At 60.1% G+C, this 23,079-nt stretch carries 20 protein-coding genes and 1 pseudogene; 13 read left to right on the plus strand and 8 right to left on the minus strand.

The genetic code is table 11. From position 1 onward, the window contains the following. Positions 1 to 105 precede the first annotated feature (105 nt). The 3 genes from CPY51_RS00710 to CPY51_RS00720 all read right to left on the minus strand — a co-directional run bounded on the left by CPY51_RS00710 (position 106) and on the right by CPY51_RS00720 (position 3,175). On the minus strand, positions 106 to 765 hold the full coding sequence (locus CPY51_RS00710) for a TetR/AcrR family transcriptional regulator (protein WP_111158137.1): 660 nt from the start codon (positions 763 to 765) through the stop codon (positions 106 to 108). 107 nt (positions 766 to 872) lie between these two features. Next, positions 873 to 1,490: a GNAT family N-acetyltransferase gene (locus tag CPY51_RS00715; protein ID WP_111158138.1), complete on the minus strand. Its 618-nt coding sequence runs from the start codon at positions 1,488 to 1,490 to the stop codon at positions 873 to 875. A gap of 26 nt (positions 1,491 to 1,516) precedes the next feature. Continuing rightward, on the minus strand, positions 1,517 to 3,175 hold the full coding sequence (locus CPY51_RS00720; RefSeq protein WP_111158139.1) for an acyl-CoA dehydrogenase family protein: 1,659 nt from the start codon (positions 3,173 to 3,175) through the stop codon (positions 1,517 to 1,519). A 180-nt stretch (positions 3,176 to 3,355) separates the two neighbouring features. Here CPY51_RS00720 and CPY51_RS00725 point away from each other — a divergent pair, with 180 nt between their 5' ends. From CPY51_RS00725 to dprA, 4 genes and pseudogenes are all read left to right on the plus strand, one after another. Next, on the plus strand, positions 3,356 to 4,312 hold the full coding sequence (locus CPY51_RS00725; RefSeq protein WP_111158140.1) for an aspartate carbamoyltransferase catalytic subunit: 957 nt from the start codon (positions 3,356 to 3,358) through the stop codon (positions 4,310 to 4,312). Next, positions 4,309 to 5,598 carry a dihydroorotase gene (locus tag CPY51_RS00730; RefSeq protein ID WP_111158141.1) on the plus strand — a complete coding sequence of 430 codons (1,290 nt, stop codon included), beginning with the start codon at positions 4,309 to 4,311 and terminating at the stop codon, positions 5,596 to 5,598. The genes CPY51_RS00725 and CPY51_RS00730 overlap by 4 nt, the downstream gene beginning before the upstream one ends. Positions 5,599 to 5,626: 28 nt before the next feature. After that, positions 5,627 to 6,244 carry a glycerol-3-phosphate 1-O-acyltransferase PlsY gene (gene plsY, locus CPY51_RS00735; protein ID WP_111158142.1) on the plus strand — a complete coding sequence of 206 codons (618 nt, stop codon included), beginning with the start codon at positions 5,627 to 5,629 and terminating at the stop codon, positions 6,242 to 6,244. Beyond that, a pseudogene (gene dprA / locus CPY51_RS00740) lies at positions 6,244 to 7,394 on the plus strand (DNA-processing protein DprA). The gene plsY and the pseudogene dprA overlap by 1 nt, the downstream one beginning before the upstream one ends. Here the strand turns inward: dprA and CPY51_RS00745 are convergent. Next, entirely contained in the window at positions 7,368 to 7,580 is a 213-nt protein-coding gene (locus tag CPY51_RS00745; protein ID WP_111158143.1) for a hypothetical protein, read from the minus strand. The pseudogene dprA and the gene CPY51_RS00745 sit on opposite strands and share 27 nt — an antisense overlap. A gap of 259 nt (positions 7,581 to 7,839) precedes the next feature. Between CPY51_RS00745 and topA the strand changes: the two genes are divergently transcribed. The 6 genes from topA to rpmG all read left to right on the plus strand — a co-directional run bounded on the left by topA (position 7,840) and on the right by rpmG (position 15,517). Beyond that, positions 7,840 to 10,509 carry a type I DNA topoisomerase gene (gene topA, locus CPY51_RS00750; RefSeq protein WP_111158144.1) on the plus strand — a complete coding sequence of 890 codons (2,670 nt, stop codon included), beginning with the start codon at positions 7,840 to 7,842 and terminating at the stop codon, positions 10,507 to 10,509. Then, on the plus strand, positions 10,509 to 12,884 hold the full coding sequence (gene rnr, locus CPY51_RS00755) for a ribonuclease R (protein WP_111158145.1): 2,376 nt from the start codon (positions 10,509 to 10,511) through the stop codon (positions 12,882 to 12,884). The genes topA and rnr overlap by 1 nt, the downstream gene beginning before the upstream one ends. 38 nt (positions 12,885 to 12,922) lie before the next feature. Then, complete coding sequence (locus tag CPY51_RS00760) at positions 12,923 to 13,378, plus strand: DUF983 domain-containing protein (RefSeq protein WP_195909397.1); 456 nt, start codon at positions 12,923 to 12,925, stop codon at positions 13,376 to 13,378. Beyond that, positions 13,375 to 14,061, plus strand: a complete 687-nt coding sequence (locus CPY51_RS00765; RefSeq protein ID WP_195909381.1) for an NUDIX hydrolase — start codon at positions 13,375 to 13,377, stop codon at positions 14,059 to 14,061. The genes CPY51_RS00760 and CPY51_RS00765 overlap by 4 nt, the downstream gene beginning before the upstream one ends. A gap of 10 nt (positions 14,062 to 14,071) precedes the next feature. Next, complete coding sequence (locus CPY51_RS00770; protein WP_111158148.1) at positions 14,072 to 15,256, plus strand: MFS transporter; 1,185 nt, start codon at positions 14,072 to 14,074, stop codon at positions 15,254 to 15,256. Positions 15,257 to 15,349: 93 nt separating this feature from the next. Then, positions 15,350 to 15,517 (plus strand): 50S ribosomal protein L33, encoded by a 168-nt coding sequence (rpmG, locus tag CPY51_RS00775; protein ID WP_018900182.1) that lies wholly within the window; start codon positions 15,350 to 15,352, stop codon positions 15,515 to 15,517. A gap of 802 nt (positions 15,518 to 16,319) precedes the next feature. Here the strand turns inward: rpmG and CPY51_RS00780 are convergent. Continuing rightward, positions 16,320 to 17,693 carry a PleD family two-component system response regulator gene (locus CPY51_RS00780; RefSeq protein ID WP_111158149.1) on the minus strand — a complete coding sequence of 458 codons (1,374 nt, stop codon included), beginning with the start codon at positions 17,691 to 17,693 and terminating at the stop codon, positions 16,320 to 16,322. Between the two features lie 17 nt (positions 17,694 to 17,710). Beyond that, positions 17,711 to 18,082, minus strand: coding sequence for a response regulator (locus CPY51_RS00785; protein WP_056537711.1), 372 nt, complete (start codon positions 18,080 to 18,082; stop codon positions 17,711 to 17,713). 132 nt (positions 18,083 to 18,214) lie between these two features. On the opposite strand from CPY51_RS00785, the gene CPY51_RS00790 reads away from it, so the two are divergent. Beyond that, complete coding sequence (locus tag CPY51_RS00790) at positions 18,215 to 18,523, plus strand: DUF3572 domain-containing protein (protein WP_111158150.1); 309 nt, start codon at positions 18,215 to 18,217, stop codon at positions 18,521 to 18,523. Then, on the plus strand, positions 18,523 to 19,167 hold the full coding sequence (locus CPY51_RS00795) for a hypothetical protein (RefSeq protein ID WP_111158608.1): 645 nt from the start codon (positions 18,523 to 18,525) through the stop codon (positions 19,165 to 19,167). The genes CPY51_RS00790 and CPY51_RS00795 overlap by 1 nt, the downstream gene beginning before the upstream one ends. A gap of 18 nt (positions 19,168 to 19,185) precedes the next feature. Here the strand turns inward: CPY51_RS00795 and CPY51_RS00800 are convergent, their stop codons facing one another. Then, positions 19,186 to 19,764 carry a GNAT family N-acetyltransferase gene (locus CPY51_RS00800; RefSeq protein ID WP_111158151.1) on the minus strand — a complete coding sequence of 193 codons (579 nt, stop codon included), beginning with the start codon at positions 19,762 to 19,764 and terminating at the stop codon, positions 19,186 to 19,188. A 77-nt stretch (positions 19,765 to 19,841) separates the two neighbouring features. Between CPY51_RS00800 and CPY51_RS00805 the strand changes: the two genes are divergently transcribed. Continuing rightward, a complete protein-coding gene (locus tag CPY51_RS00805) occupies positions 19,842 to 21,134 on the plus strand; it encodes a DNA polymerase IV (protein WP_111158609.1) in 1,293 nt (430 codons plus the stop codon). Between the two features lie 4 nt (positions 21,135 to 21,138). On the opposite strand, the gene CPY51_RS00810 is transcribed toward CPY51_RS00805, so the two are convergent. Further along, positions 21,139 to 22,878 carry a GNAT family N-acetyltransferase gene (locus CPY51_RS00810; protein ID WP_195909382.1) on the minus strand — a complete coding sequence of 580 codons (1,740 nt, stop codon included), beginning with the start codon at positions 22,876 to 22,878 and terminating at the stop codon, positions 21,139 to 21,141. Positions 22,879 to 23,079: the final 201 nt, after the last annotated feature.

Below are 23,079 nucleotides of genomic sequence, written 5' to 3' on the forward strand. Positions count from 1 at the left end.
GTTGCAGCGCACATTCGCGCCTTAACCGAGGGTGCGCAACGTAAACCAATTGTTAAGGTTAACGGCCCTGTGCATAGAGCGACATTCGGTAACCGGCTCAAATACTTAGCCGTAGATGCCGCGAACTATCCGCTTGACTGCAACCGTCGCCTTCTCCCAATCCTTCTGGCTTTTGAGAGAAAGGCCCGCGCACTGGCCACTGGTTGCCGAAGAGAGAACCATGTGCTGGACGGCCGCGATAAGCACGGCGTTGACGGCAACCGCGTCCACGCCTTTGGGCGCCGTCAAAGAACCGCGCATGCGGTCGATCCAAAGGGCCAACGCCTTGGCGCGAGCCTCGGAAAGCCGCCTCACCTGCTCGGTGTTTTCCGAGATTTCCCAAGCGACGATCTTGCGCATCAGCGGATCGTCCCGCAGCGCCTCGATGAAAAGCACGATCAGGCGCTCCATGAGGTCGCCGTAGGTTAGAAGAAACATGCCGCCAGCATCTTCGGGGATTCGCTCTTTCACCCAGCCGCCGAGATCGGCCCCGATCGCCTCGACCAGCCCATCGAGCCCGCCGTAGTAGCGATAGATCAATTGCTTGTCACAACCGGCGCCGCGGGCAACGGCATTGATGCCGAAACCCTGGAAGCCTTCCTTAGCCAGCAGTCGCTTGGCGGCATCGAGAATGGCGCGTTCGGTCCCGGCCCGATCTCGCACGCGCTTTTCTGGGTTGGCCCGGCCGTCCAGTGGCTTTTCGAGAACCGCAATTGCGTTCGGCATATTCCATCAATCCCGATTGTCACTGGGTGGTGATTAACAGGCGATCTTCGGGTGGACAACGGTCCCGACGGGCGCCCGGCCTGAAAGTTGTGGATTTAGTCGAGACCTTAAATCGACCGCCCGAGCCAGACCGTCGTGCCCGACGGGATAGAGGGTAGCAGCTGCAACGGGCTGAAGCCGCGGGATTGCCAGAAGCGCACGGCAGCTTCATTGGCGATACTGGCCCCAAGGTGAACTGCTCTTACCTTCGCGCTGCGCGCCGTTGACAGCCATAGATCGAGCAATGCAGTTCCGACGCCAAGTCCCTGTGTTCGTGGCAGCAGATTCATATGAATATGCGCTGGAAAGGCATCGATAATCGCCTCTGGAGTCCTGCGCGGGTGATGGATCATGAAGCTGCGCTGCTGATCGGCATCCCACGCCGATCGCTCGCCCGAGGGCTCGCGGTAAGCCTGTCGAAGTTGCGGCCACCAATCGCGTTCGAGCCGCTCCTCGTAGGCGCGCGTATTCAAGGCACCCACGATATAGCCGACGACGTCGCGCCCGTCTTCCGCAACGAACGAGCTTTCGGCGCAGAAATGGGCGTAAGGCGCGGAATAGATGTGCCCTATCATGCGTCCGTCTCGATACAACGAGGACGCATCGCCGCCCGCATCACCTGTCGCCAGCGAAATTGCGTACAGACTATCGATATCTGCCATATCGACGGGGCGGAGGTTGATCATATTTTCCCCATGGCAGGATCATCCGCCTATGTCGCCGGCGGATAAAGCAGGTCGACGATGTAGCTGGCATCGAATCGGCTATCGAGCATGCCGTAAGTCGAGCGCCAGCCGCCTGCCAGACGCGTCTCGATGAAGGCATCGGCGATCTTGCCCGCGCCGAGGCGATAGAGCTCGGCGGCGCCGGCGGCGAGCGCCATCTGCTCGATCAGCAGGCGTGCCGCCCCTTCGTCTCGCTCGCAGAGAGCCATGGCGGCCCGGAGCACGTCGATGGTCTTCTTGCCCGCCGGACCCAGGTCGCGTGCAAGGCCTGCGAAAACCATCTCGAAGAGATCCCTGCCCCGGTTCAAGACTCTCAGAAGATCCAGCGCCATGACATTGCCGGAACCTTCCCAGATGGCGTTGACAGGCGCTTCCCTATAGTGACGAGCGATCGGGCGCTCCTCGATGTAGCCGCTGCCACCGATGCATTCCATCGCCTCGTAGATCAGGCCAGGGGCGATCTTGCAGCACCAGTATTTTGCGACCGGCGTCATCACACGGGCAAAGGCTGCTTCCTCGGCGCTGTCGCGGGCCTTGTCGAATGCTTCGGCCAGTCGGAACGAAAGAGCAGTGGCGGCGGCGACGTCAAGCGCCATATCCGCAAGCACGCGCGTCATGATGGGCTGGTGGACGAGCATCTTGCCGAAAACGCTGCGGCCGCGGGTGTGGTGGACCGCTTCGGCTAGCGAGGCGCGCATGATGCCGACCGAGGCCAAGGCGCAGTCGAGGCGCGTCAGCGTGACCATGTCGAGGATAGTGCGAACGCCGCCATCGGGCGCGCCGAGCAGGAAGCCGAAAGTGTCGTTGAACTCGACTTCCGAGGACGCGTTGGAGCGATTGCCGATCTTGTCCTTCAGCCGCTGGAATTGCAGGCCGTTGGCGGAGCCGTCTTCAAGAAGGCGGGGCACCAGGAAGCAACCCATTCCATCGCCCGTCTGTGCCAGCATTATAAATGCGTCGCTCATCGGGGCCGACATGAACCATTTGTGGCCGGACAGCCGGTAGATGCCCTCGCTGACTTTCTCGGCGCTCGTCTTGTTGGCACGCACATCGGTGCCGCCCTGCTTCTCGGTCATCCCCATGCCGATGGTGACGGCGGATTTCTGCATCGCAGGCTTGTTCGTCGAATCATATTTGCGCGACAGGATCTTCGGCGCCCAGTCCTTCTGGACCGCCGGCGAGGCCATCATCGCCGCCACGGAGGCGCTGGTCATCGTCAGCGGGCAGAGGTGGCCGCATTCCAGTTGCGCTGTCAGGTAAAAGCGGGCTGCACGCACCTTGTGCGCCTGGCCTTTTGCCTCGGGGTCCGCCTGCGGGTCCCATATCGAGGAGTGCAGGCCCATCGACATCGAGCGGCGCATCAGCGCGTGCCAGGCCGGATGGAACTCGACGACATCCAACCGCTCGCCGCGCGGGCCGTGGGTGTGCAGTTGCGGCACCCCCTGGTTTGCCATCCGGGCCAGTTCCTGCGCCTCATGCGACGTCACGAAACGCCCCATCTGCTCCAGATCTTCGCGGATCGACCGCGGCAGGCCGGAGGTGAGATCGACAACCAGCGGATCTGAACGATAGGCATTTATCCCGGACCAGAGGCTTGGCTGGTTCAGTTCGGCGAGGGTTTCTTCTGTCCGGGTCGATTGTGTCATAAGACGCTTCTAGAGTAAGAAAATGGCAAGGGAAACTGTAAGTTTCCGCTCGTCCCCATCCTGCTCTACCGGGATTCGCGTTAAATTGCATGGGAAACAGATGTGGTTGCCCGCAGCGCGCGCTTGCCCCGCGGGGACCTACTCTTTATAGACGCCCTGACGACATCCAGAGGCAGGTTCATGGTCTTCTTTCCCCACCGGCACCTCATCGGCATCAAGGGCCTGACCGAGCAGGATATCACCTATCTTCTCGACCGAGCGGACGAGGCGGTGAAGATCAGTCGCCAACGAGAAAAGAAGACGTCGACGCTTCGTGGATTGACACAGATCAATCTCTTCTTCGAAGCATCCACACGGACGCAGGCGTCATTCGAGCTGGCCGGAAAGCGGCTCGGCGCGGATGTGATGAACATGTCGGTCGGAAATTCCTCAGTGAAAAAGGGCGAGACGCTGATCGATACGGCGATGACGCTCAACGCTATGCGTCCCGATGTCCTGATCATCCGCCATTCCAGCGCCGGGGCTGCAGCGCTCCTTGCGCAGAAAGTGTCCTGCTCCGTCGTCAACGCGGGCGATGGCCAGCACGAGCATCCTACGCAGGCGCTTCTCGATGCGCTGACCATCCGCCGGGCCAAGGGCAAGCTATCGCGCATTGTCGTGGCGATCTGCGGCGACGTGCTGCATTCGCGTGTAGCGCGCTCCAACATTCTTCTGCTCAACGCCATGGGCGCCCGTGTCCGGGTCGTGGCGCCGTCTACACTGTTGCCGGCCGGCATTGCGGAAATGGGCTGCGAAGTCTTTCATTCGATGAAAGAGGGCCTGGCGGGCGCCGATGTCGTGATGATGCTGCGGCTGCAGCGCGAGCGCATGTCAGGCGCCTTCGTCCCTTCGGTCCGGGAATACTATCACTTCTACGGCCTTGATGCGGAGACGCTGAAAGCGGCGAAGGAAGACGCGCTGGTGATGCATCCGGGGCCGATGAATCGCGGCGTCGAGATCGCATCGGAGGTGGCCGACGGGCCGCAGAGCGTCATTGCCGAGCAGGTAGAAATGGGGGTCGCGGTTCGCATGGCTGTCATGGAGACACTGCTAGTGTCGCAGAATCAGGGACCGCGAGCCGACGGAGTTGGCGCATGAGCAACTCGATCGTCTTCAGGAACGCCCGCATCATCGACCCGTCGCGCGATCTCGATGAGGTCGGCCATATCATCGTCGAAGACGGCATCATCGTCGCGGCCGGCAAGGATGCGCAAAACCACGCCGTACCGAAAGGCGCAGATATCAGGGACTGCAGCGGTCTCATCGCCGTACCTGGTCTTGTCGACGCCCGCGTACATGTCGGCGAGCCCGGCGGCGAACACCGCGAGACGATCGCCTCGGCCAGCCGCGCAGCGGCGGCAGGCGGCGTTACCTCCTTCATCATGATGCCCGACACCAATCCTGTCATCGACGATATCGCCCTTGTTGAATTCGTGAAGAAAACGGCGCGCGACAAGGCCGTTGTCAATGTCTATCCCGCCGCCGCCATCACCAAGGGCCTCGCCGGCCAGGAGATGACGGAGATCGGGCTGCTCCGGGAAGCCGGCGCGGTCGCCTTCACGGACGGGCACACTGGCATTCACGACACCCAGGTGCTTCGCCGCGTCATGACCTATGCCCGTGAATTCGGTGCGGTGATTTCCTGCGCAACACGCGACAAGCATCTCGGTGCCAACGGCGTGATGCATGAGGGGCTGCTCGCCAGCTGGCTCGGGCTTTCCGGTATCCCCAAGGAGGCGGAACTGATCCCCCTCGAACGCGATCTCAGGATCGCGGCGCTGACCCGCAGCGACTATCATGCTGCCATGATCTCTATTCCCGAATCGGCCGAGGCGATCCGGGTCGCCCGGGAGCGCGGCGCAAAGGTCACCTGCGGCATCTCCATCAATAATCTTTCGCTGAACGAGAACGACATCGGCGAATACCGCACCTTCTTCAAGCTTTATCCGCCGCTGCGCTCCGAGGACGACCGCATCGCCATGGTAGAGGCGCTTGCCGACGGCACGATCGACATCATCGTCTCGTCGCACGATCCGCAAGACGTCGACACCAAGCGCTTGCCTTTCGCGGAAGCCGAGGACGGAGCAGTCGGGCTTGAGACCATGCTGGCTGCGGCCCTTCGCCTGCATCATAACGGCCAAGTCGGGCTGATGCGTCTGATCGACGCGATGTCGACGAGGCCGGCGCAGATTTTCGGTCTCGAGGCCGGCACGCTGAAGCCCGGCGCGAAAGCCGACATCACCCTGATCGACCTCGACGAACCTTGGTTGGTCGCGAAGGACATGCTTCTTTCGCGTTCGAAGAATACGCCGTTCGAAGATGCACGCTTCAGCGGCCGCGCCGTTGCAACCTACGTGGCGGGCAAATGCGTCCATTCTCTCTGATCGACCGATATTTGTGGGGAATATCATCATGACCGGATTTACGACCTGGCAGGTCACCCTGCCGATCGCACTTGCGTCGCTTGTTATCGGCTATCTTCTCGGCTCGATACCCTTTGGACTGGTGTTGACCTGGATGGCCGGGCTTGGCGATGTTCGCAAAATCGGCTCCGGCAATATCGGTGCGACGAACGTGCTGCGGACAGGCAACAAGATGCTTGCCGCAGCCACCCTCCTCCTCGATGCCCTGAAGGGCACGGCGGCGGTCCTCATCGGTTACGCACTATTCGGCGAGGAAGCAGGCATCGTTGCCGGTTTTGCCGCATTCATCGGCCATATCTTTCCAGTCTGGATCGGCTTCAAGGGAGGCAAGGGCGTCGCGACCTATCTCGGCATTCTTCTAGGCCTTGCTCCTCTGATGGCTGCTGCCTTTGCCATCATCTGGCTCGCGCTTGCGTTCACCACCCGTTATTCCTCACTTTCCGCATTGGTTGCAACGCTTGTCATTCCGGTTGCATTGTGGATACTGGGCGCCGACAAGGTCGCGGCCGCCATGGCAGTCATGACCGTCATTTCGTGGTGGAAACACAAGACCAATATCGCCCGGCTTGCAGCGGGCACGGAAAGCAAGATCGGGGCAAAGGGGTAATGAAGGCAGACAGCGCAAGACGAACGGGAATTGCGCTGACGGAAAAACAAAGGATCGCCTGGCTCCGGTTGATCCGTTCCGACAATGTCGGCCCTGCAACTTTTCGCGACCTCATCAACCATTTCGGCTCGGCCGAGACCGCGCTTGCCATGTTGCCGGAACTGTCTCAGCGCGGCGGTGCTACAAGGGCGATACGGATCGCCGGCGAGCAGGATGCGCTACGCGAACTCGACACGGCAGAGCGTTTCGGCGCCCGTTTCGTCGGTATCGGCGAGCCAGACTATCCGCCGGCACTTCGGCAGATCGACGGGGCTCCGCCGCTCCTCGCCGTCAAGGGAGACCTGACGACCGGAACACGGCCTGCCGTCGGAATTGTCGGGTCACGCAATGCTTCGATCAGCGGTGCCAAATTTGCGGCGATGATCGCCCGGGATTGCGGACGCGCAGGTTATGCCGTGATTTCAGGTCTTGCGCGCGGTATCGATACTGCAGCCCATCGTGCCAGCCTCGACACTGGCACGATCGCGGCGATGGCCGGCGGTCTCGATCAGCCTTATCCGCCTGAGAATCTCGGGCTACTTGACGAATATGGAACGGCAACGGCCTCGCCATCAGCGAAATGCCCTTTGGCTGGGAACCGCGGGCACGCGACTTTCCCAGGCGAAATCGCCTGATCGCGGGCGTAGCGCTCGGCGTCGTCGTCGTCGAGGCGGCGACGCGTTCCGGCTCGCTGATCACCGCACGGCTTGCCAGCGAGTGCGGCAGGCTGGTGTTTGCCGTGCCGGGGTCGCCACTCGATCCGCGTTGCCAGGGAACCAACGGGTTGCTGAAAAATGGCGCGATGATCGCCACGAGTTCTGAAGATGTAATCGAAGCGCTGGCGCCGCTGTCCCAACTTGATCTTTTTTCGACCCCCGTGGTCGAGGAACCGGGGGAGCCGGACGACAAGCCGATGAGGCTGCCGCCTGATGACAGCGAGCGATCACGGATCACCGATGCGCTCGGGCCTACACCTGTCGACATTGACGATGTCATCCGGCATACCGGGCTCGCTGCCTCCTCGGTCTATCTCGTTCTGCTGGAATTGGATATTGCAGGCCGCCTGCATCGCCATCCGGGTGGATTAGTTTCGCTTGCGATGCTGGATTGAGAAGGACTGCGTACCAGCCTGAAGATCGCCGGCTTCTACATATGCCATCTCGATCAGATAGCACAGCAAGTCGGCACCCTCTCTCTCCGCGACCTTGCGAAGCTCCCCGAGCATATCTCTAATATATATAATATTATTGCGGGCGGCGGAGGCGCCGTCGGCGATCTTGTTGACTTTTGGCATCATTTATCGTTCCCGTCGAAGCGGTGGTTGGGGTTGCCGGATCATTGTTCCACCAACATATATACGACGATAGACCGTTTATCTTAAATTGCAATACACAGTTAATCATCCATAAGTTGTATTGCGTTGAGGTGAGTAAAAATGAGGCGTACCCCTTGACCGAAGCGATTTCCCTGTCCATGTCGGAGAACCGGAAAGTGGAAACTACCGGGATGCACCGCCCCCTTCCCAGCCGGCGCGACCTCATATTTAGAGAATCATGATGAATGTTGTAGTGGTGGAATCGCCTTCGAAGGCCAAGACGATCAATAAATATCTAGGACCTGGATATAAGGTGCTTGCGTCTTTCGGCCACGTGCGCGATCTGCCGGCGAAGGACGGTTCGGTCCTGCCGGATCAGGATTTCGAGATGCTGTGGGAGGTGGACAGCGCGTCCGCCAAGCGGATGAAGGATATCTCGGATGCCATGAAAACGGCAGACGGTCTCATTCTCGCGACTGACCCGGATCGCGAAGGCGAGGCTATTTCCTGGCACGTTCTCGATCTGCTGAACAAGAAGAAGGTCATCAACGGCAAGAAGGTGCAGCGCGTCGTTTTCAACGCCATCACCAAGAAGGCGGTGTTGGACGCGATGGCACAGCCGCGCGACATCGATGTGCCGCTGGTGGATGCATACCTTGCCCGCCGCGCCCTGGATTATCTGGTTGGCTTCAATCTTTCTCCCGTGCTGTGGCGCAAGCTGCCCGGCGCTCGTTCGGCTGGACGCGTACAATCGGTTGCGCTGCGCCTCGTCTGCGACCGTGAATCCGAGATCGAACGCTTCATTACCGAGGAATACTGGAACCTTTCGGCTTTGCTGAAGACACCGAGGGGTGACGAGTTTGAAGCACGCCTGGTTGTGGCCAATGGCAAGCGATTGCAGGCGCGTTCGATCGGCAACGGCGAAGACGCAGCCAAATTGAAGGCGCTGCTTGAGGGTGCAAGCTATGTCGTTGATACGGTCGAGGCAAAGCCGGTCAAGCGCAATCCCGGTCCTCCCTTCACAACTTCCACACTACAGCAGGCAGCCTCGTCGAAACTCGGCTTTTCGGCATCCCGCACCATGCAGGTGGCGCAGAGGCTCTACGAAGGCTTCGACATAGGCGGCGAGACGGTCGGTCTCATTACCTATATGCGTACCGACGGCGTACAAATGGCGCCGGAGGCCATCGACGCTGCCCGCGACGCGATCGTCGACCAGTTCGGCAAGCGCTATCTGCCTGAGAAGGCCCGCTTCTATGCCACCAAGGCAAAGAACGCCCAGGAGGCGCACGAGGCTATTCGACCGACTGATTTCAATCGCTCGCCGGACAAGGTCCGCGACTATCTCGACGCCGATCAGAGCCGCCTCTACGACCTTATCTGGAAACGCGGCATCGCCAGCCAGATGGCGTCGGCGGAGATCGAGCGGACGACCGTGGAGATACTTGCCGATAATAATGGTGAGAAAGCCGGACTTCGCGCCGTTGGCTCGGTGATCCGTTTCGATGGCTTCATTGCGGCCTACACCGACCAGAAGGAAGACGGCGAGCAGAGCGATGATGGCGACGAGGACGGTCGGCTGCCGGAGATCAACGCCCGCGAAAACCTGGCGAAGCAAAAGATCAATTCGACCCAGCATTTTACCGAGCCGCCGCCGCGCTATTCGGAAGCGACGCTGATCAAGAAGATGGAAGAGCTCGGCATCGGGCGGCCCTCGACCTATGCCGCGACGCTGGCGACGCTGCGCGACCGGGACTATGTGACGATCGACAAGCGCAAGCTGGTGCCGCATTCAAAGGGTCGGCTGGTCACGGCATTCCTCGAGAGCTTCTTCACGCGCTACGTCGAATATGATTTCACGGCCGATCTCGAAGAGAAGCTCGATCGCATCTCGGCCGGCGAACTGAACTGGAAGGATGTGCTTCGCGAATTCTGGACCGCCTTCTTCGCCCAGATCGAAGACACCAAGGAACTGCGCGTCACCAACGTGCTGGACGCGCTGAACGAGACGCTGGCGCCGCTCGTATTCCCCAAGCGCGAAGACGGCAGCGATCCGCGTATCTGTCAGGTCTGCGGCACCGGCAATCTGTCATTGAAGCTCGGCAAGTACGGCGCCTTCGTCGGCTGCTCGAACTATCCGGACTGCAACTACACACGCCAGCTTTCGTCCGAGGGCGGTGCGGAGGCGGACGCGTCGGGGGCCAACGAGCCGAAGAACCTCGGCAAGGATCCTGTCACCGGCGAAGAATTGACGCTGCGCAGCGGCCGCTTCGGGCCCTATATCCAGCGTGGCGATGGCAAGGAGGCCAAGCGTTCCTCGCTGCCGAAGGGCTGGAAGCCGGAGGAGATCGACTACGAGAAGGCAATGGCCTTGATCGCGCTGCCTCGCGACATCGGTAAGCACCCCGAAAGCGGCAAGATGATCTCATCCGGCATCGGTCGCTACGGGCCATTCCTGCTGCATGACGGCGGCTACGCCAATCTCGAAACCGTCGAAGACGTCTTTACCGTCGGGCTCAATCGCGCCGTCACCGTTCTTGCGGAGAAGCAGGCCAAAGGCCCCGGCGGCGGGCGCGGCACGCCGGCAGCGCTGAAGGAGCTCGGCGACCACCCCGATGGCGGCAAGATTACCGTCCGCGATGGCAAATACGGACCATACGTCAACTGGGCCAAGGTCAATGCAACGCTTCCGAAGGGCAAGGACCCGCAGAGCGTGACGGTCGAGGAGGCACTCGCCCTCATCGTCGAAAAGAGTGGCAAGCCGGGCGGCACGAAAACCAAGGCGAAGGCGAAAGCTCCTGCCAAAGCCAAGCTGGCAGCCGCGACAAGCAAGGCAACCAAAGCCACGGCAAAACCGAAGGCGACGACTGCAAAGAAGCCAGCCGCCAAGACAGCGAAGAAGAGCGCATAGTGACCAGAGAACCGCGCGGCAGATTTCCTTCAACCGGCCAACGCGCGGGCAAACATGTTCGCGCGACCACCAATGCGCCGGCCGCGGAGCCGCTGAATATCATTCACGGTGTGCTGCCGCCGCGCGACGTCATCTTGCGCTTCATTGCCGACCATCCACAGCAGGCCTCGAAGCGCGAGATTGCCAAGGCGTTCGGGCTGAAAGGCGAGCAACGCGTCGAGCTCAAGGACCTTCTGCGCGACCTCGAGGAAGAGGGCATGCTGCAGAAGAGCCGCAAGTCGCTCATCCGGCCCGGTGCGCTGCCTCCGGTGACGGTGCTCGACATCACGACCCGCGACAAGGACGGCGAACTGATCGGCCGACCGGCCGAATGGCCTGAGGATGCCGGAGTAGCACCGGCTGTCACCATCCGGCAATCGTCCTCCCCTGCCGGCCGCAACGGCAAGGGCAAGGCTCCTGTCGCCGGGCTTGGCGACCGCATTCTCGCGAAGATCTTTGCGGCCTCGCATCATGGCGGGCCTGCCTATACCGCGCGGATCATCAAGGTTCTCGACAAGCGAGGCACCGCGACGCTCGGCGTCTTTCGCGAAACGCCGGGCGGTGGCGGCAGGCTTATGCCGGTCGAGCGGCGCGGCGAGGAGATGGTCATCGATCCCGATGATGTCGGCGGCGCCAAGGATGGGGACCTGATTGAAGTCGAGGTGGCGCGGCTTGGCCGTTTCGGCCTGCCGCGTGCCAAGGTTCTGACCATTGTCGGCTCGACTGGCTCGGAGAAGGCGATTTCGATGATCGCCATCCACGCCCATGGCATTCCAAACATCTTCCCCCTGCCCGTCATCGACGCCGCCGAAGCCGCCGAGCCGGCGACCATGTCGCGCCGCGAAGACTGGCGCAGCCTGCCGCTGATCACCATCGATCCGCCTGATGCCAAGGACCATGACGACGCGGTTTACGCCGAAATGGACCCCTCGCCCGACAACGAGGAAGGCATCATCGTCACGGTCGCGATCGCCGACGTTTCCTGGTATGTCCGGTCCGGTTCGGCCCTCGATCGCGAGGCGTTGAAGCGCGGCAATTCAGTCTATTTCCCGGATCGCGTCGTACCGATGCTGCCGGAGCGCATTTCGAACGATCTGTGTTCGTTGAAGGAAGGCGTCGACCGTCCGGCGCTAGCGGTGCGGATGGTCTTTTCGAAGGATGGACGCAAGATCGGCCACACCTTCCACCGCATCATGATGAAGAGCGCTGCAAAACTCTCCTACCAGCAGGCGCAGTCGGCAATCGACGGCAACCCCGACGACAAGACCGGCACCTTGCTCGAGCCGATCCTGAAGCCGCTCTACCATGCGTTCGACGTCATGAAGCGCGGTCGCGATCGTCGCCAACCGCTCGAGCTCGACATGCCGGAGCGCAAGATCCTGCTGAAGCCGGACGGCACGGTCGACCGTGTCGTCGTGCCGCCGCGGCTTGACGCGCACAAGCTCATCGAAGAAATGATGATCCAGGCCAACGTCGCCGCCGCCGAGACGCTGGAAAAGAAGCGCCAGTCGCTGATCTATCGCATCCACGACGGCCCGACGCTTGCCAAGCAGGAGATCCTGCGTGAGTTTCTGGCCACGCTTGGCATCTCGCTTGTCAAGGGCGGCAACATGCGGGCCAACAACTTCAACGGCATCCTGGCGAAAGCGGAAGGCACGGCGCATCAGACGATGGTGAGTGAAATGGTTCTGAGATCACAGAGCCAGGCGATCTACAGCCCCGAGAATATCGGGCATTTCGGCCTCAATCTGATGAAATATGCACATTTCACCTCGCCGATCCGCCGCTATGCCGACTTGATCGTCCATCGCGCCCTCGTCGGCTCGCTCGGGCTCGGCGAAGGCGGCATCACGCCGGAAGAGGAAGCGGCTCTCGACGACATCGCCGCTGAAATCTCCACCTTCGAACGCCGCGCCATGGCCGCCGAGCGCGAGACGGTCGATCGGCTGATTGCGCATCATCTGAGCAGCCGTGTCGGGGAAGAATTCGACGGCCGTGTCGGCGGCGTCACCAAAGCGGGGCTTTTTATTGCCCTTCCGGACTATGGGGCCGATGGTTTCGTTCCTATATCTACGCTTGGCAACGACTACTTCATCTATGACGAGGCCCATCAGGCGTTGACAGGTGAAAAAACCGGTCTCGGCTATCGCCTCGGCGACAGCGTCCGCGTCAAGCTGGCGGAGGCGATCCCGCTTGCCGGAGCGCTGCGGTTCGAGATGTTGAGCGAAGGACGCGAAATGCCAACCGCCATGCGCTCGTTTCACAAATCGGGGCGCCGCAACGCAGGCCCGGCCCACCGGAAAGCCGGTACGAGGCCACCGCGCGGCCGCAGATAAATAGCCACTGCTGGCGGCGGCAGGAGGACAGAATGACAATGAACGGCCAGTCCGATCCGACGATTGCTCGGTACGGCAAACCCAGCGAAGCCGAGCGCCCGCTCGGCCGCTCGATCATGCGTGGCATGCTGGGCCGATGCCCCAACTGTGGCGACGGCAGACTTTTCCGTGCCTTCCTGAAGCCGGTGGAACACTGTCCCGTCTGCAACGAGGAGATATTTCACCAGCGCTCCGACGACCTTCCTCCCTATCTGGTCATCCTCGTTCTCGGTCACGTGGTCGTCGGCGGCTATATGCTGACCGACACGCTGCACCATCTGCCCATGTGGCTCACTCTTGCGATCTGGGCGCCGATTACGATCCTGACTGCACTCCTGATTATCCAGCCGATCAAGGGGGGCGTCATCGGGCTTCAATGGGCGCTGAGGATGCACGGCTTTGGCGGTCACGACGACAAGCCGGATGAATTCGACGATGGAAGCGGCGAACCGTGAGCGGATCGCCAGAGGCAGCGCTTGGCGGACCGGTCGCGAGACCGAAGGATGCGGCGACCCTGATCCTGATAGACCGGTCACGCGGAGACACTCGCGTCCTCCTCGGCCGACGCGCTGCAGCACATGCGTTCATGCCCGGTCTCTACGTCTTTCCCGGCGGACGCAGGGACGCCGGCGATTTCAGGCGCCCCTTCGCAAGCGACCTGCACCCGCTGGTCACGGAGAAGCTCCTTGCCTCAAACCGGCGGCCGATGACGGTTCGCGGTGCCCGGGCACTGGCGCTTGCAGCAATCCGGGAACTGGCGGAAGAGACGGGACTGCAGTTCGGCGGACAGCAATCATCAACAGGCGATACTTCCGGAGCCGCCGAACTCGCCAGCCTGCGATACGTCGCGCGCGCGATCACACCGCCCGGATTTCCCCGTCGCTACGATACGCGTTTCTTCCTGACCTTCACCGACGAAGCCGGCATCGATCCATCGCACATTCGCGATTCGCGAGAGTTGCTTGATCTGCAATGGCTTGACATCGGAGACATTTCTTGTCTGAACATGCCGGACATTACAAAGATGGTTTTGGGCGATGTAATCGAGCTGATGAAGGCCGGTCCGTCACTTGGATTTGGCCGTGCCGTGCCTTTCTATTTCTTGCGCCGCGGACTGCCCGTCCGCCACATGCTCTAAGGATCAATTCATGTCTGAACCGACGAACGGCAAAGTCGGCCATGTCGAAGAAATTCATTGGCCATCGCTTTTCGCCGCCATCTCGTCGATCTCTTCCGTCGGCATCGCAATAGGCCTCGGCCTTCCCCTCCTCAGCATCATCCTTGAAAAACGTGGCATACCTTCCACCCTGATCGGCCTCAACACCGCCATGGCAGGTGTCGCCGCAATGATCGCCGCGCCGATCACCACGCGGCTGGCGCACCGATTCGGCGTCGCACAGACCATGCTGTGGGCGGTCGTGCTTTCAGCCATCAGCGCCCTCGGCTTTTACTACGCCGAAGATTTCTGGCTCTGGTTCCCATTGCGCCTGGTCTTTCACGGCGCGACGACGACGCTCTTCATCCTGTCTGAATTCTGGATCAACGCAGCTTCGCCGCCGACCAAGCGAGGGTTCGTCCTCGGGCTCTACGCCACCGTTCTGTCACTCGGCTTTGCCGCCGGACCGCTTATCTTTTCCCTTGTCGGCAGCGAAGGCCTCCTGCCCTTTGCGATCGGCTCCTGCGCCATCCTCGTCGCTGCCATTCCCATCTTCATCGCCAGGAACGAAAGTCCGGTGCTTGGAGAAAAGCCGGAGCTGCATTTCATGCGCTACGTCTTCCTTGTGCCGACAGCGACCGCCGCAGTCTTCGTTTTTGGTGCTGTCGAGGCCGGCGGTCTGGCGCTCTTCCCGATCTACGCCACGCGCTCGGGATTCGGCGAGTCGCAGGCGGCGCTGCTGTTGACGATGATGGGCGTAGGCAATGTCGTGTTCCAGATTCCCCTCGGGCTGCTCTCCGACCGGCTTTCCGACAAGCGTCCGCTCTTGACGGCAATGGCCTGCATGGGGCTGGTCGGTGCGCTCCTATTGCCGTTCCTCGCGACAAACTGGCTGTTGATGGCAGCCGTACTGCTCTTCTGGGGCGGCTGCGTTTCAGGCCTCTATACCGTTGGGCTCAGTCACCTCGGATCGCGCCTGACAGGTCCCGATCTGGCAGCCGCAAATGCCGCCTTCGTCTTCTGCTACGCAGTCGGCACTGTTGCCGGGCCGCAAGCGATCGGCACCGCCATCGACATCTCAGGGGCAAACGGATTTGCATGGTGTATCGCCGGTTTCTTCGGGCTTTATGTCATCCTTTCCGCGATCCGACTGATGTTCATGGGGAACAGGGGTTGACTTTTGGGGCGCGATTTGTAATTTCGCGCCAGAATTAGCCGTGGACCCGGATCGGTCGTCCATGGAATCATTTCACTTAAAGGCAGGACGACCATGGCCAAGGCTACAACAATCAAGATCAAGCTGCTGTCGACAGCCGACACCGGTTCCTTCTACGTCACGACGAAGAACAGCCGTACGATGACCGACAAGATGACAAAGACGAAGTATGACCCGATTGCACGCAAGCATGTCGAGTTCAAGGAAACCAAGATCAAGTAAAATCTTGGTTGTCTCGGTTTTAAAGGGCGCGTCCGCAAGGATCGCGCCTTTTTCGTTTCCGCCGCCTTGCAGACCATGAGCCTCGAGCCGCCCTTCAGGCGTGCGAATGCAGCGTCGAGATACCCCAACGTCATGCAACGAAAAACGCCGCGCTCCCCTGGGGAAGGCGGCGTTTTCAATTGGGGGCCGACTAGTTTGCAAGCGGCACGAGGAACCGCGTAGATATGCTTACTAGCCGGCCGACCCCACGACCCAGGAGATGCGGCGGACCTGAGCATCATGGGGTATCTTTGCCCTTCTTACGGGCTTGTCCTCATATGGTTATAAATTTGACCGAAAGCCAATTAAAATCAACAGATTCTTAACGTCAGGACGAGGTTGCGTCGTTCTATGGTTAAGATTCCCGCTCTGGCACAGGTGAATATTAGCAAATAATCACAATTTCAGGTCGAAAACAACAAGAATAGTGGAGAAATTCTGAAATATATCTACCGATATACAGTTAGTTTTTTCTATCTTTTTTTGAAAACTTTAGTCTTCTTGCCAATAGTCCATAACAATCTCTGTATTACTTGGCGCAACCGTCTGCACCTCTAAGTATTGACCGCAGAAAACGGTCACCAAAAATTTCATGACGCGAGGGAATGCGGATTATTCTGGTTTTCGATCACCGATATTGTGTTGCCGCCGCTAAGGGCGCGGCGTTTGCTGACGACCGAAATAGGTAGATTAAAGTTTTGCAACAACTACCAAAATCGGTCGGAATTTCATCCGAAACCACCGTGCGGCCCGATCGATCGCGCTAGGCGGCTGCAGCGACGACCCGATTGCGACCACTGTTTTTCGCAGCGTAGAGCGCCAGGTCGGCCTGCTTGATGAGCTGGTCCGCCGTCTCCACCGCATCGATTCTCGACGATATGCCGAATGAGGCCGTCACATTCAGAGCATGCCCGGTATCTCGTAGAGTGAACGGCATGCTCTCAACTGCCGCGCGCAATCGTTCGGCGATGGCGGCGGCAACGTCCGCCGGCGTATCCGGCATCACAACCACGAATTCCTCCCCGCCATAGCGGCAGGCCAGATCGGCACCCCGGACCGTCGAGCGAATGCGGGACGCGAACTCCTTCAGCACCTGGTCGCCCGCATCATGTCCGTAGGTGTCGTTCACGGTCTTGAAGCGATCGATATCGGTGATCAGCACAGAGAGCGGACGACCACGGACCATAGAGCGCTTGAACAATACAGACAGATGATTGTCGAGATAGCGGCGATTGTTGAGGCCGGTCAACGCATCGGTAACGGCGAGCTCGATCGTATGCTGGACGCTGGCCCGCAGACGGTCATTATAACGCTTGCGGCGGATCTGCGTCAGGCAACGAGCGACGAGCTCATTGCCGTCGATCGGGCGAACGATATAATCGTTGACGCCAAGCTCCAGCGCTCGGACGGTCATCTCGTCGGCGCCCTGCTCGGTGATCAGGAGAACCGGCAGGAACCGCGTCCGCTCCAGCGAGCGGAGCTGCGAGCACAGGCGCAATGGATCGTAGTCCTCGAAATTCGAATTGACGATGACGAGCTCGAAAGCGCTCTCAGCCGCTTCGAACAACGCCGCCTGCGGATCCGACATGGCCGTGACCTCGGCAATGGGCTTCAATGCCCTGATGATCCGTTCCTGAGAATTCGCGCGCCCGTCGACGAGCAGCACATGTGCGCCCTCCTCCAGGCGCCCCTCGCCCAGACGCAGCACATCCTCAATGCCGATATTGCGCGCGGTCTCGGCGCGCGTCCGCAATTCATCACTTAGCGTCTTCAGGCGCAGCAGGCTCTTTACGCGCGAGATCAGCTGAAGATCGTTGACGGGTTTGGTGAGGAAGTCGTCCGCACCCGCCTTGAGACCGCGGACGCGATCGGCGGACTGATCAAGGGCGGTGACCATGACAACGGGAATATGCGCGATGCGCGGGTTGGCCTTTATTCGCTCGCAGACCTCGAAGCCGTCCATGCCGGGCATCATGATGTCAAGAAGGATCAGATCGACCTGAGTGCGCTCGCAGATGGCGAGGGCATCCGGCCCATTGTCGGCGGTCAGCACTTCGAAATACTCGGCGACCAGCCGAGCCTCGAGCAGCTTCACGTTGGCAGGAATGTCGTCAACCACAAGAATTCGCGCGGTCATAAGTCCTTTTCCAACGCTCAGGCGTCGCCCAAATAGGTCTTGATCGTTTCAATGAATTTCGGAACCGAAATTGGTTTGGAGACATAGGCCTCGCACCCGCCCTGGCGGATCCGTTCCTCATCGCCCTTCATGGCGAAGGCCGTCACGGCGATGACCGGAATAACGTGCAGGTCGTCATCCTCCTTCAGCCATTTCGTGACTTCAAGGCCCGAAACTTCCGGGAGTTGGATGTCCATCAGGATTAGATCAGGTCGGTGCTTGCGGGCCAGTTCGAGCGCTTCCATGCCATTACGGGTCTGGATCGTCGTGTAACCGGACGCTTCGATCAGATCGCGAAAGAGCTTCATGTTAAGCTCGTTGTCTTCCACGATCATCACTTGTTTGGGCATGATATGCTGTCCTTATGACCGGCCTTGAATCCGCCAACCGAAAATATAAGGTCGCGAAGACACCGATTCCATAAATCCGAGAGCCCGATGCTATCGGCATTTGGTTGAGAAATAGGTAATTCACCGTCCGAAATGCAAAGCAACTTCAAGAAGTCCAAGATATCTTCCACGGACCCGCAGGAGACAGCCGTTGCCGTCCTCGCCTGGCTGGCGAACGAGCCCGATATGTTCGGTCGTTTCCTGGCGTTGACCGGTATCGAGCCGGCGCAGGTCCGCGGCGCTGTCAACGATCCCGGCTTTCTCGCGGGAATGCTGGACTTTCTGATGAACCACGAGCCGACGTTGATGGCATTTTGTGAGGCTTCGGGAACGCCGCCTGAAGCGGTTGCCGCAGCCTCGGCACACTTCTCGCCCCCCGGTCTTTCCTCCGGGGAGTATTGATTGTGACCGATCTTCTGGACATCGATCATGTCCGGCTACGCGACAGGCCGCTTGTCGTCTGCGACATCGATGAAGTCGTTCTCGAGTTCATTTCTCCTTTTACCACGTTTCTTCGCGCCAATAACTACGATCTTCTTCCGCGTTCATTTCGATTGCATGGCAATATTGTTTCGCTTCTGGACGGAACGGAGCCTGATGACACCGTTATTTCGGATTTTCAGGAGAGTTTCTTCACCACGCAAGACCAGTGGCAGATACCCGCCTCCGGCGCGGTCGAAACGCTCGCCGCGCTTTCCGACGACGTCGACATCGTCTTTCTGACCGCGATGCCACCCCGCCACCAACCCGTCCGCCGCGCATTGCTCGATCGGTTCGAGCTTGGCTTTCCGATGATCGCAACCGTGCAGCCGAAGGGGCCCGTCGTGGCGCAACTGCATGGCGCCAGGGCACTTCCTGTCATCTTCATCGATGATATCGCGCGAAATCTCCATTCAGTGCGAGAGTATGTTCCCGAATGCCTGCTCATCACCATGATGGCAAATGCGGATTTCCGAGCCTTTGCGCCTGCTCCTTCGGAAGGCGTCCTGAGTGCTGCGAGCTGGAATGAAGCGGCCGAACTGATCCGCGCGCACGTCCGGCGCTGAAACATCTTGAGGTCGCGCTCAAAGGTCGAGCCGCATCAGGGGCCGGCCGTCCTTCCGCTTTGCCACTTCGGAAAATCCCGCCGCCTCAAAAATTCTGACGGACCCGACATAGAGGCCGACCGATTTCGACTGCTTCGTTCGCTCGATCGGACACCCCTCGACAATGCGGGCGCCGGACGACCGAGCGAATTCGACCGCGGCCGAGAGCATGCGGTGACTGTATCCATTTCCACGGTCGCGGGCATTCATGAAAAAACAGCTGATGGCCCAGACAGCCGGGTCGTCTGCATCCGCTGAGTCCAGCGGCCTGGAGACGGTGTTCAGCGAATTCCATTTGGGCAGTTCCGAACGCGCGCCGACCTGGACCCAGGCGACGGGACGCTTGCCGATATAGCCAAGAACCCCGGGTGCGGGGCCTGCCATGACGCGGCTCTTCATGAACTGCTTCTTCGCGTCTCCATCCATGAGTTTTCGTTCGGCGGTGGGAATGCGAAAATGGGTGCACCAGCAGCCATAACACGCGCCGCTCGGACCAAAGAGCGTTTCGAAATCGTCCCAGCGATCCGGCGTCAGCGGTAGCGTTCCGAATTCCTCCACACCAAACTCCCGTTCGCACCTTGAGAACCACAGGCATAGGGCATAAAGTTGCAATGTTCAATGTTTGTTCTCATCACATGACTACGGAAAGTGACAAAACTCCCGGCTTCTGTCGCGATTGCCTGAGCGAGCAGCAGGCGGTTCGGCAGCGTTGCCGTGCCTGCGGCAGCCCTCGGCTGGTCTATCATCGTGAACTCAACGATTTGACGCTGGCCCACATCGACTGCGACGCCTTTTACGCGGCTGTCGAGAAGCGCGACAACCCGGAGCTGGCCGACAAGCCAGTGATCATCGGCGGTGGCAAGCGGGGCGTAGTCTCCACGGCATGCTATATTGCCCGCATTCACGGCGTCCGCTCGGCCATGCCGATGTTCAAGGCGCTGGAGGCCTGTCCGCAGGCGATCGTAATAAGCCCTGATATGGAGAAATACAGCCGTGTCGGGCGCGAGGTGCGTGCGCTGATGCAGGAGTTGACGCCGCTGGTGCAACCGCTCTCGATCGATGAAGCGTTTCTGGAACTCGCCGGCACCCAACGCCTGCATCAGGACCGCCCTGCCCGTACCCTTGCGAAATTCGCCAGGCGCGTCGAAAGCGAAATCGGCATCACGGTCTCGGTCGGCCTGTCCTATTGCAAGTTCCTTGCCAAGGTCGCGTCAGACCTCAACAAGCCGCGCGGCTTTTCGGTCATCGGCCGCGAAGAAGCCGTCTCCTTCCTGGCACCACGATCGGTGACGACCATATGGGGCGTCGGCAAGGCGTTTGCGGCGACGCTGGAGAGCGACGGCATCCGCACCATCGGCCAGCTGCAGACCATGGACGAAGGCGACCTGATGCGCCGCTACGGCTCAATGGGCCAGCGGCTCTATCGGCTCGCCCGTGGCATCGACGATCGCGATGTGCACCTCAACGATCCGGCCAAGAGCGTTTCGGCCGAGACGACATTTTTCGAGGACATCTCGAAGTATGACGATCTGGTCCCGATCCTGCGCGGTCTTTCCGAAAAAGTATCACGGCGGCTGAAGAAGAGCGGCATCGCGGGCCAGACCGTGGTGCTGAAGCTGAAGACCTCGGACTTCAAGGGCCGGACGCGCAATCGACGACTGGAAGATCCGACGCAGCTTGCGGACCGGATATTCCGGACCGGTCTGCGGCTACTCGAAGGCGAGACCAACGGCACCAAATTCCGGCTGATCGGGATTGGCGTTACCGATCTTTGCGACGATGCTCGCGCCGATCCGCCCGATCTCATCGACGAAAAGGCGACCCGACGCGCGGCTGTGGAAGCGGCGATGGATAAGCTGCGTGAGAAGTTCGGCAACAAGACCGTCGAGACCGGCTATACCTTCGGCAGCGGCAAGCGCGATAGCTGATCGATCAGACCTCCGACAGGGCCTTGCCCTCGAGTTCCCGGATCAGGGCGGCGCGATTGTCGCTTGCCTGGCGATATTCCGGCTGCAGGGTCAGCGCTGCTTCATAGCTCGCCAGCGAATCGTCAAAGCGCCCGACGCGCCGAAGCGCGTTGGCGCGATTGTTGAAGGCGATCGCGTGCCGGGGCTCAAGTTCGATCGCCCTGTCATAGCTGACGATTGCGCCCTCGAAGTCGCCGGTAATTGCCAGGACATTGCCATGGTTGCAGTGGGCCGATGCCGCATCGGGGCGGATCTCGAGCGCCCTGCGTATTTCCATCTCCGCAGCCTTCGGATCGCGACGCTGCAGAAGCAGGACGCCGAGTTGATGGGCAGCATCGAAATCGACTGGATCGACAGCCAGTACGGCCCGATAGCCCTTTTCCGCCTCCTGCAGATCGCCGGCGCGATGATTGGCGAATGCCGTGGCGACGGTGGCGCCTTCGGGCCCTGCCTCGCGATCTGCATTCTGCCTGGCTATAATCTCGTTGTAGAGCGCCTTGGCGGCGGCATGCATGGGATCAGCCGCGAGGATTTGACGGCAGCCAATCGCGGCGTCTGCCAGGTCGCCCGAGGCGTGAAGCTGCTTTGCCGCGTTGAAAACCATTGGCAAGCTGCGTGGATCGAGCCGCTCGCCATTGTTCCTGCCTGTCCGGGTGGTGATCCGCAGTTTCTCGACGATGTGCTCTTCCGAACCGAACATATATTTGTAGGCGTAGTCGCCTGTTCCGAGGTCGTAGATGGCGTAGCCATTTTCGATCGCCCATCGGATGCAATAGCAATGGAGCAAGAAGCTCGGCCCCGGATGATGGACCGTCAAATCACGGCTGGTGAGAAAGTTGATGAAGCGCCTTTTCGCCGGATCGAGAAAATTGACCTGAACGCCAATGGCTCTATCGCCCTGCCAAAGCACCGGCAAAAAGAGCGAGCCGTCGCGAAAACAGTCGAGGAACATGGTCCGGCAGCAATCGAGAATATAGGCGGCGTAGCGCGGATTGGTCGGCGCCCACTGCGTTTTCCAGAAGCCATAAAAGAGCTCCAGGTCCCTTTCGATCGTCTCCGCGGTGGCGGGCACGATGCGCAAGTCCTCGGATGTTTCCAGCGCCCGCAGCGCGCGCCGGGCATTTCTGCGGGTCTTGGGGCCGAGATTCACATTCAGGAAGCTCTCGAAGTCATCCGGCAGATCGATATAGATATAGACGTCATGGTCGATACTTTGGCCATCCTCCGTCACATGGGGTGGGCGCGCCACCTTGGCGGTTGCGAATTCAGGAGCCGGAAAAGCTTCGAGAAACGGCCGCAGTCGATCCGGCGAGATGAAGATGTCGTCGAGATTGAGGCTGGTCCACCGAAAGGCCCTAATGCGGTCGGCAAACGCAGCCATCACATTGTCGACGCTCTCGGGATTGCAGAGAACGCCGGTGTAAGTCGCGAAATAGGAGCCGCCCATCGCCAGCGTATTGTGAAAGCCCCGGCCCTTCTCGAGCCCCGCTCCGAGCTGCAAGGGAAAGAAACCGACATAGGAGGCATCTTCGGGTTCCAGCTTTGCCGCAAGAACGAACCAAGGAGCGGAACGCGACTTGAACCAAGTCGAAATCCAGCTCCAGGAGAGAAAATAATTCGCCTCGGGATCCGCCTCGTAGACATGATCCCAATTGCGCCTGAGCGCAATCAGATCATCCAATGTATCGATCACGTTAACATGCATGCCGACCGCCGTTGTTAGCCATCTATATATTAGCATTACATAAAAGACATTGTGCTGCAATCGAGCATGCTCGACGTCGGACTGCCTGGCCAGGGAAATCCCCGACAAAATACAGGCGCGGCGTGGCGCCTTTCTTCAAGCCTTCCTTAAACTTCCCTGTCTAACGTCATCACCACGAGTATTGCGTTTTGGTATGTCAAC

Origin of the sequence: Arminella tubonensis (assembly GCF_003240585.1) — a bacterium.
In the GTDB taxonomy this organism is placed as follows: Bacteria; Pseudomonadota; Alphaproteobacteria; order Rhizobiales; family Rhizobiaceae; genus Rhizobium; species Rhizobium tubonense.

What these genes read in the sequence shown, in the direction of transcription:
- CPY51_RS00790 (WP_111158150.1), top strand. Translation starts at nt 18,215, where the DNA reads ATGCAAAGCAACTTCAAGAAGTCCAAGATATCTTCCACGGACCCGCAG.
- CPY51_RS00730 (WP_111158141.1), top strand. Translation starts at nt 4,309, where the DNA reads ATGAGCAACTCGATCGTCTTCAGGAACGCCCGCATCATCGACCCGTCG.
- CPY51_RS00720 (WP_111158139.1), bottom strand. Translation starts at nt 3,175, where the DNA reads ATGACACAATCGACCCGGACAGAAGAAACCCTCGCCGAACTGAACCAG.
- plsY (WP_111158142.1), top strand. Translation starts at nt 5,627, where the DNA reads ATGACCGGATTTACGACCTGGCAGGTCACCCTGCCGATCGCACTTGCG.
- CPY51_RS00810 (WP_195909382.1), bottom strand. Translation starts at nt 22,878, where the DNA reads ATGCATGTTAACGTGATCGATACATTGGATGATCTGATTGCGCTCAGG.
- CPY51_RS00805 (WP_111158609.1), top strand. Translation starts at nt 19,842, where the DNA reads ATGACTACGGAAAGTGACAAAACTCCCGGCTTCTGTCGCGATTGCCTG.
- CPY51_RS00715 (WP_111158138.1), bottom strand. Translation starts at nt 1,490, where the DNA reads ATGATCAACCTCCGCCCCGTCGATATGGCAGATATCGATAGTCTGTAC.
- CPY51_RS00745 (WP_111158143.1), bottom strand. Translation starts at nt 7,580, where the DNA reads ATGATGCCAAAAGTCAACAAGATCGCCGACGGCGCCTCCGCCGCCCGC.
- CPY51_RS00780 (WP_111158149.1), bottom strand. Translation starts at nt 17,693, where the DNA reads ATGACCGCGCGAATTCTTGTGGTTGACGACATTCCTGCCAACGTGAAG.
- CPY51_RS00725 (WP_111158140.1), top strand. Translation starts at nt 3,356, where the DNA reads ATGGTCTTCTTTCCCCACCGGCACCTCATCGGCATCAAGGGCCTGACC.
- CPY51_RS00760 (WP_195909397.1), top strand. Translation starts at nt 12,923, where the DNA reads ATGAACGGCCAGTCCGATCCGACGATTGCTCGGTACGGCAAACCCAGC.
- CPY51_RS00770 (WP_111158148.1), top strand. Translation starts at nt 14,072, where the DNA reads ATGTCTGAACCGACGAACGGCAAAGTCGGCCATGTCGAAGAAATTCAT.
- CPY51_RS00710 (WP_111158137.1), bottom strand. Translation starts at nt 765, where the DNA reads ATGCCGAACGCAATTGCGGTTCTCGAAAAGCCACTGGACGGCCGGGCC.
- rpmG (WP_018900182.1), top strand. Translation starts at nt 15,350, where the DNA reads ATGGCCAAGGCTACAACAATCAAGATCAAGCTGCTGTCGACAGCCGAC.
- CPY51_RS00785 (WP_056537711.1), bottom strand. Translation starts at nt 18,082, where the DNA reads ATGCCCAAACAAGTGATGATCGTGGAAGACAACGAGCTTAACATGAAG.
- topA (WP_111158144.1), top strand. Translation starts at nt 7,840, where the DNA reads ATGAATGTTGTAGTGGTGGAATCGCCTTCGAAGGCCAAGACGATCAAT.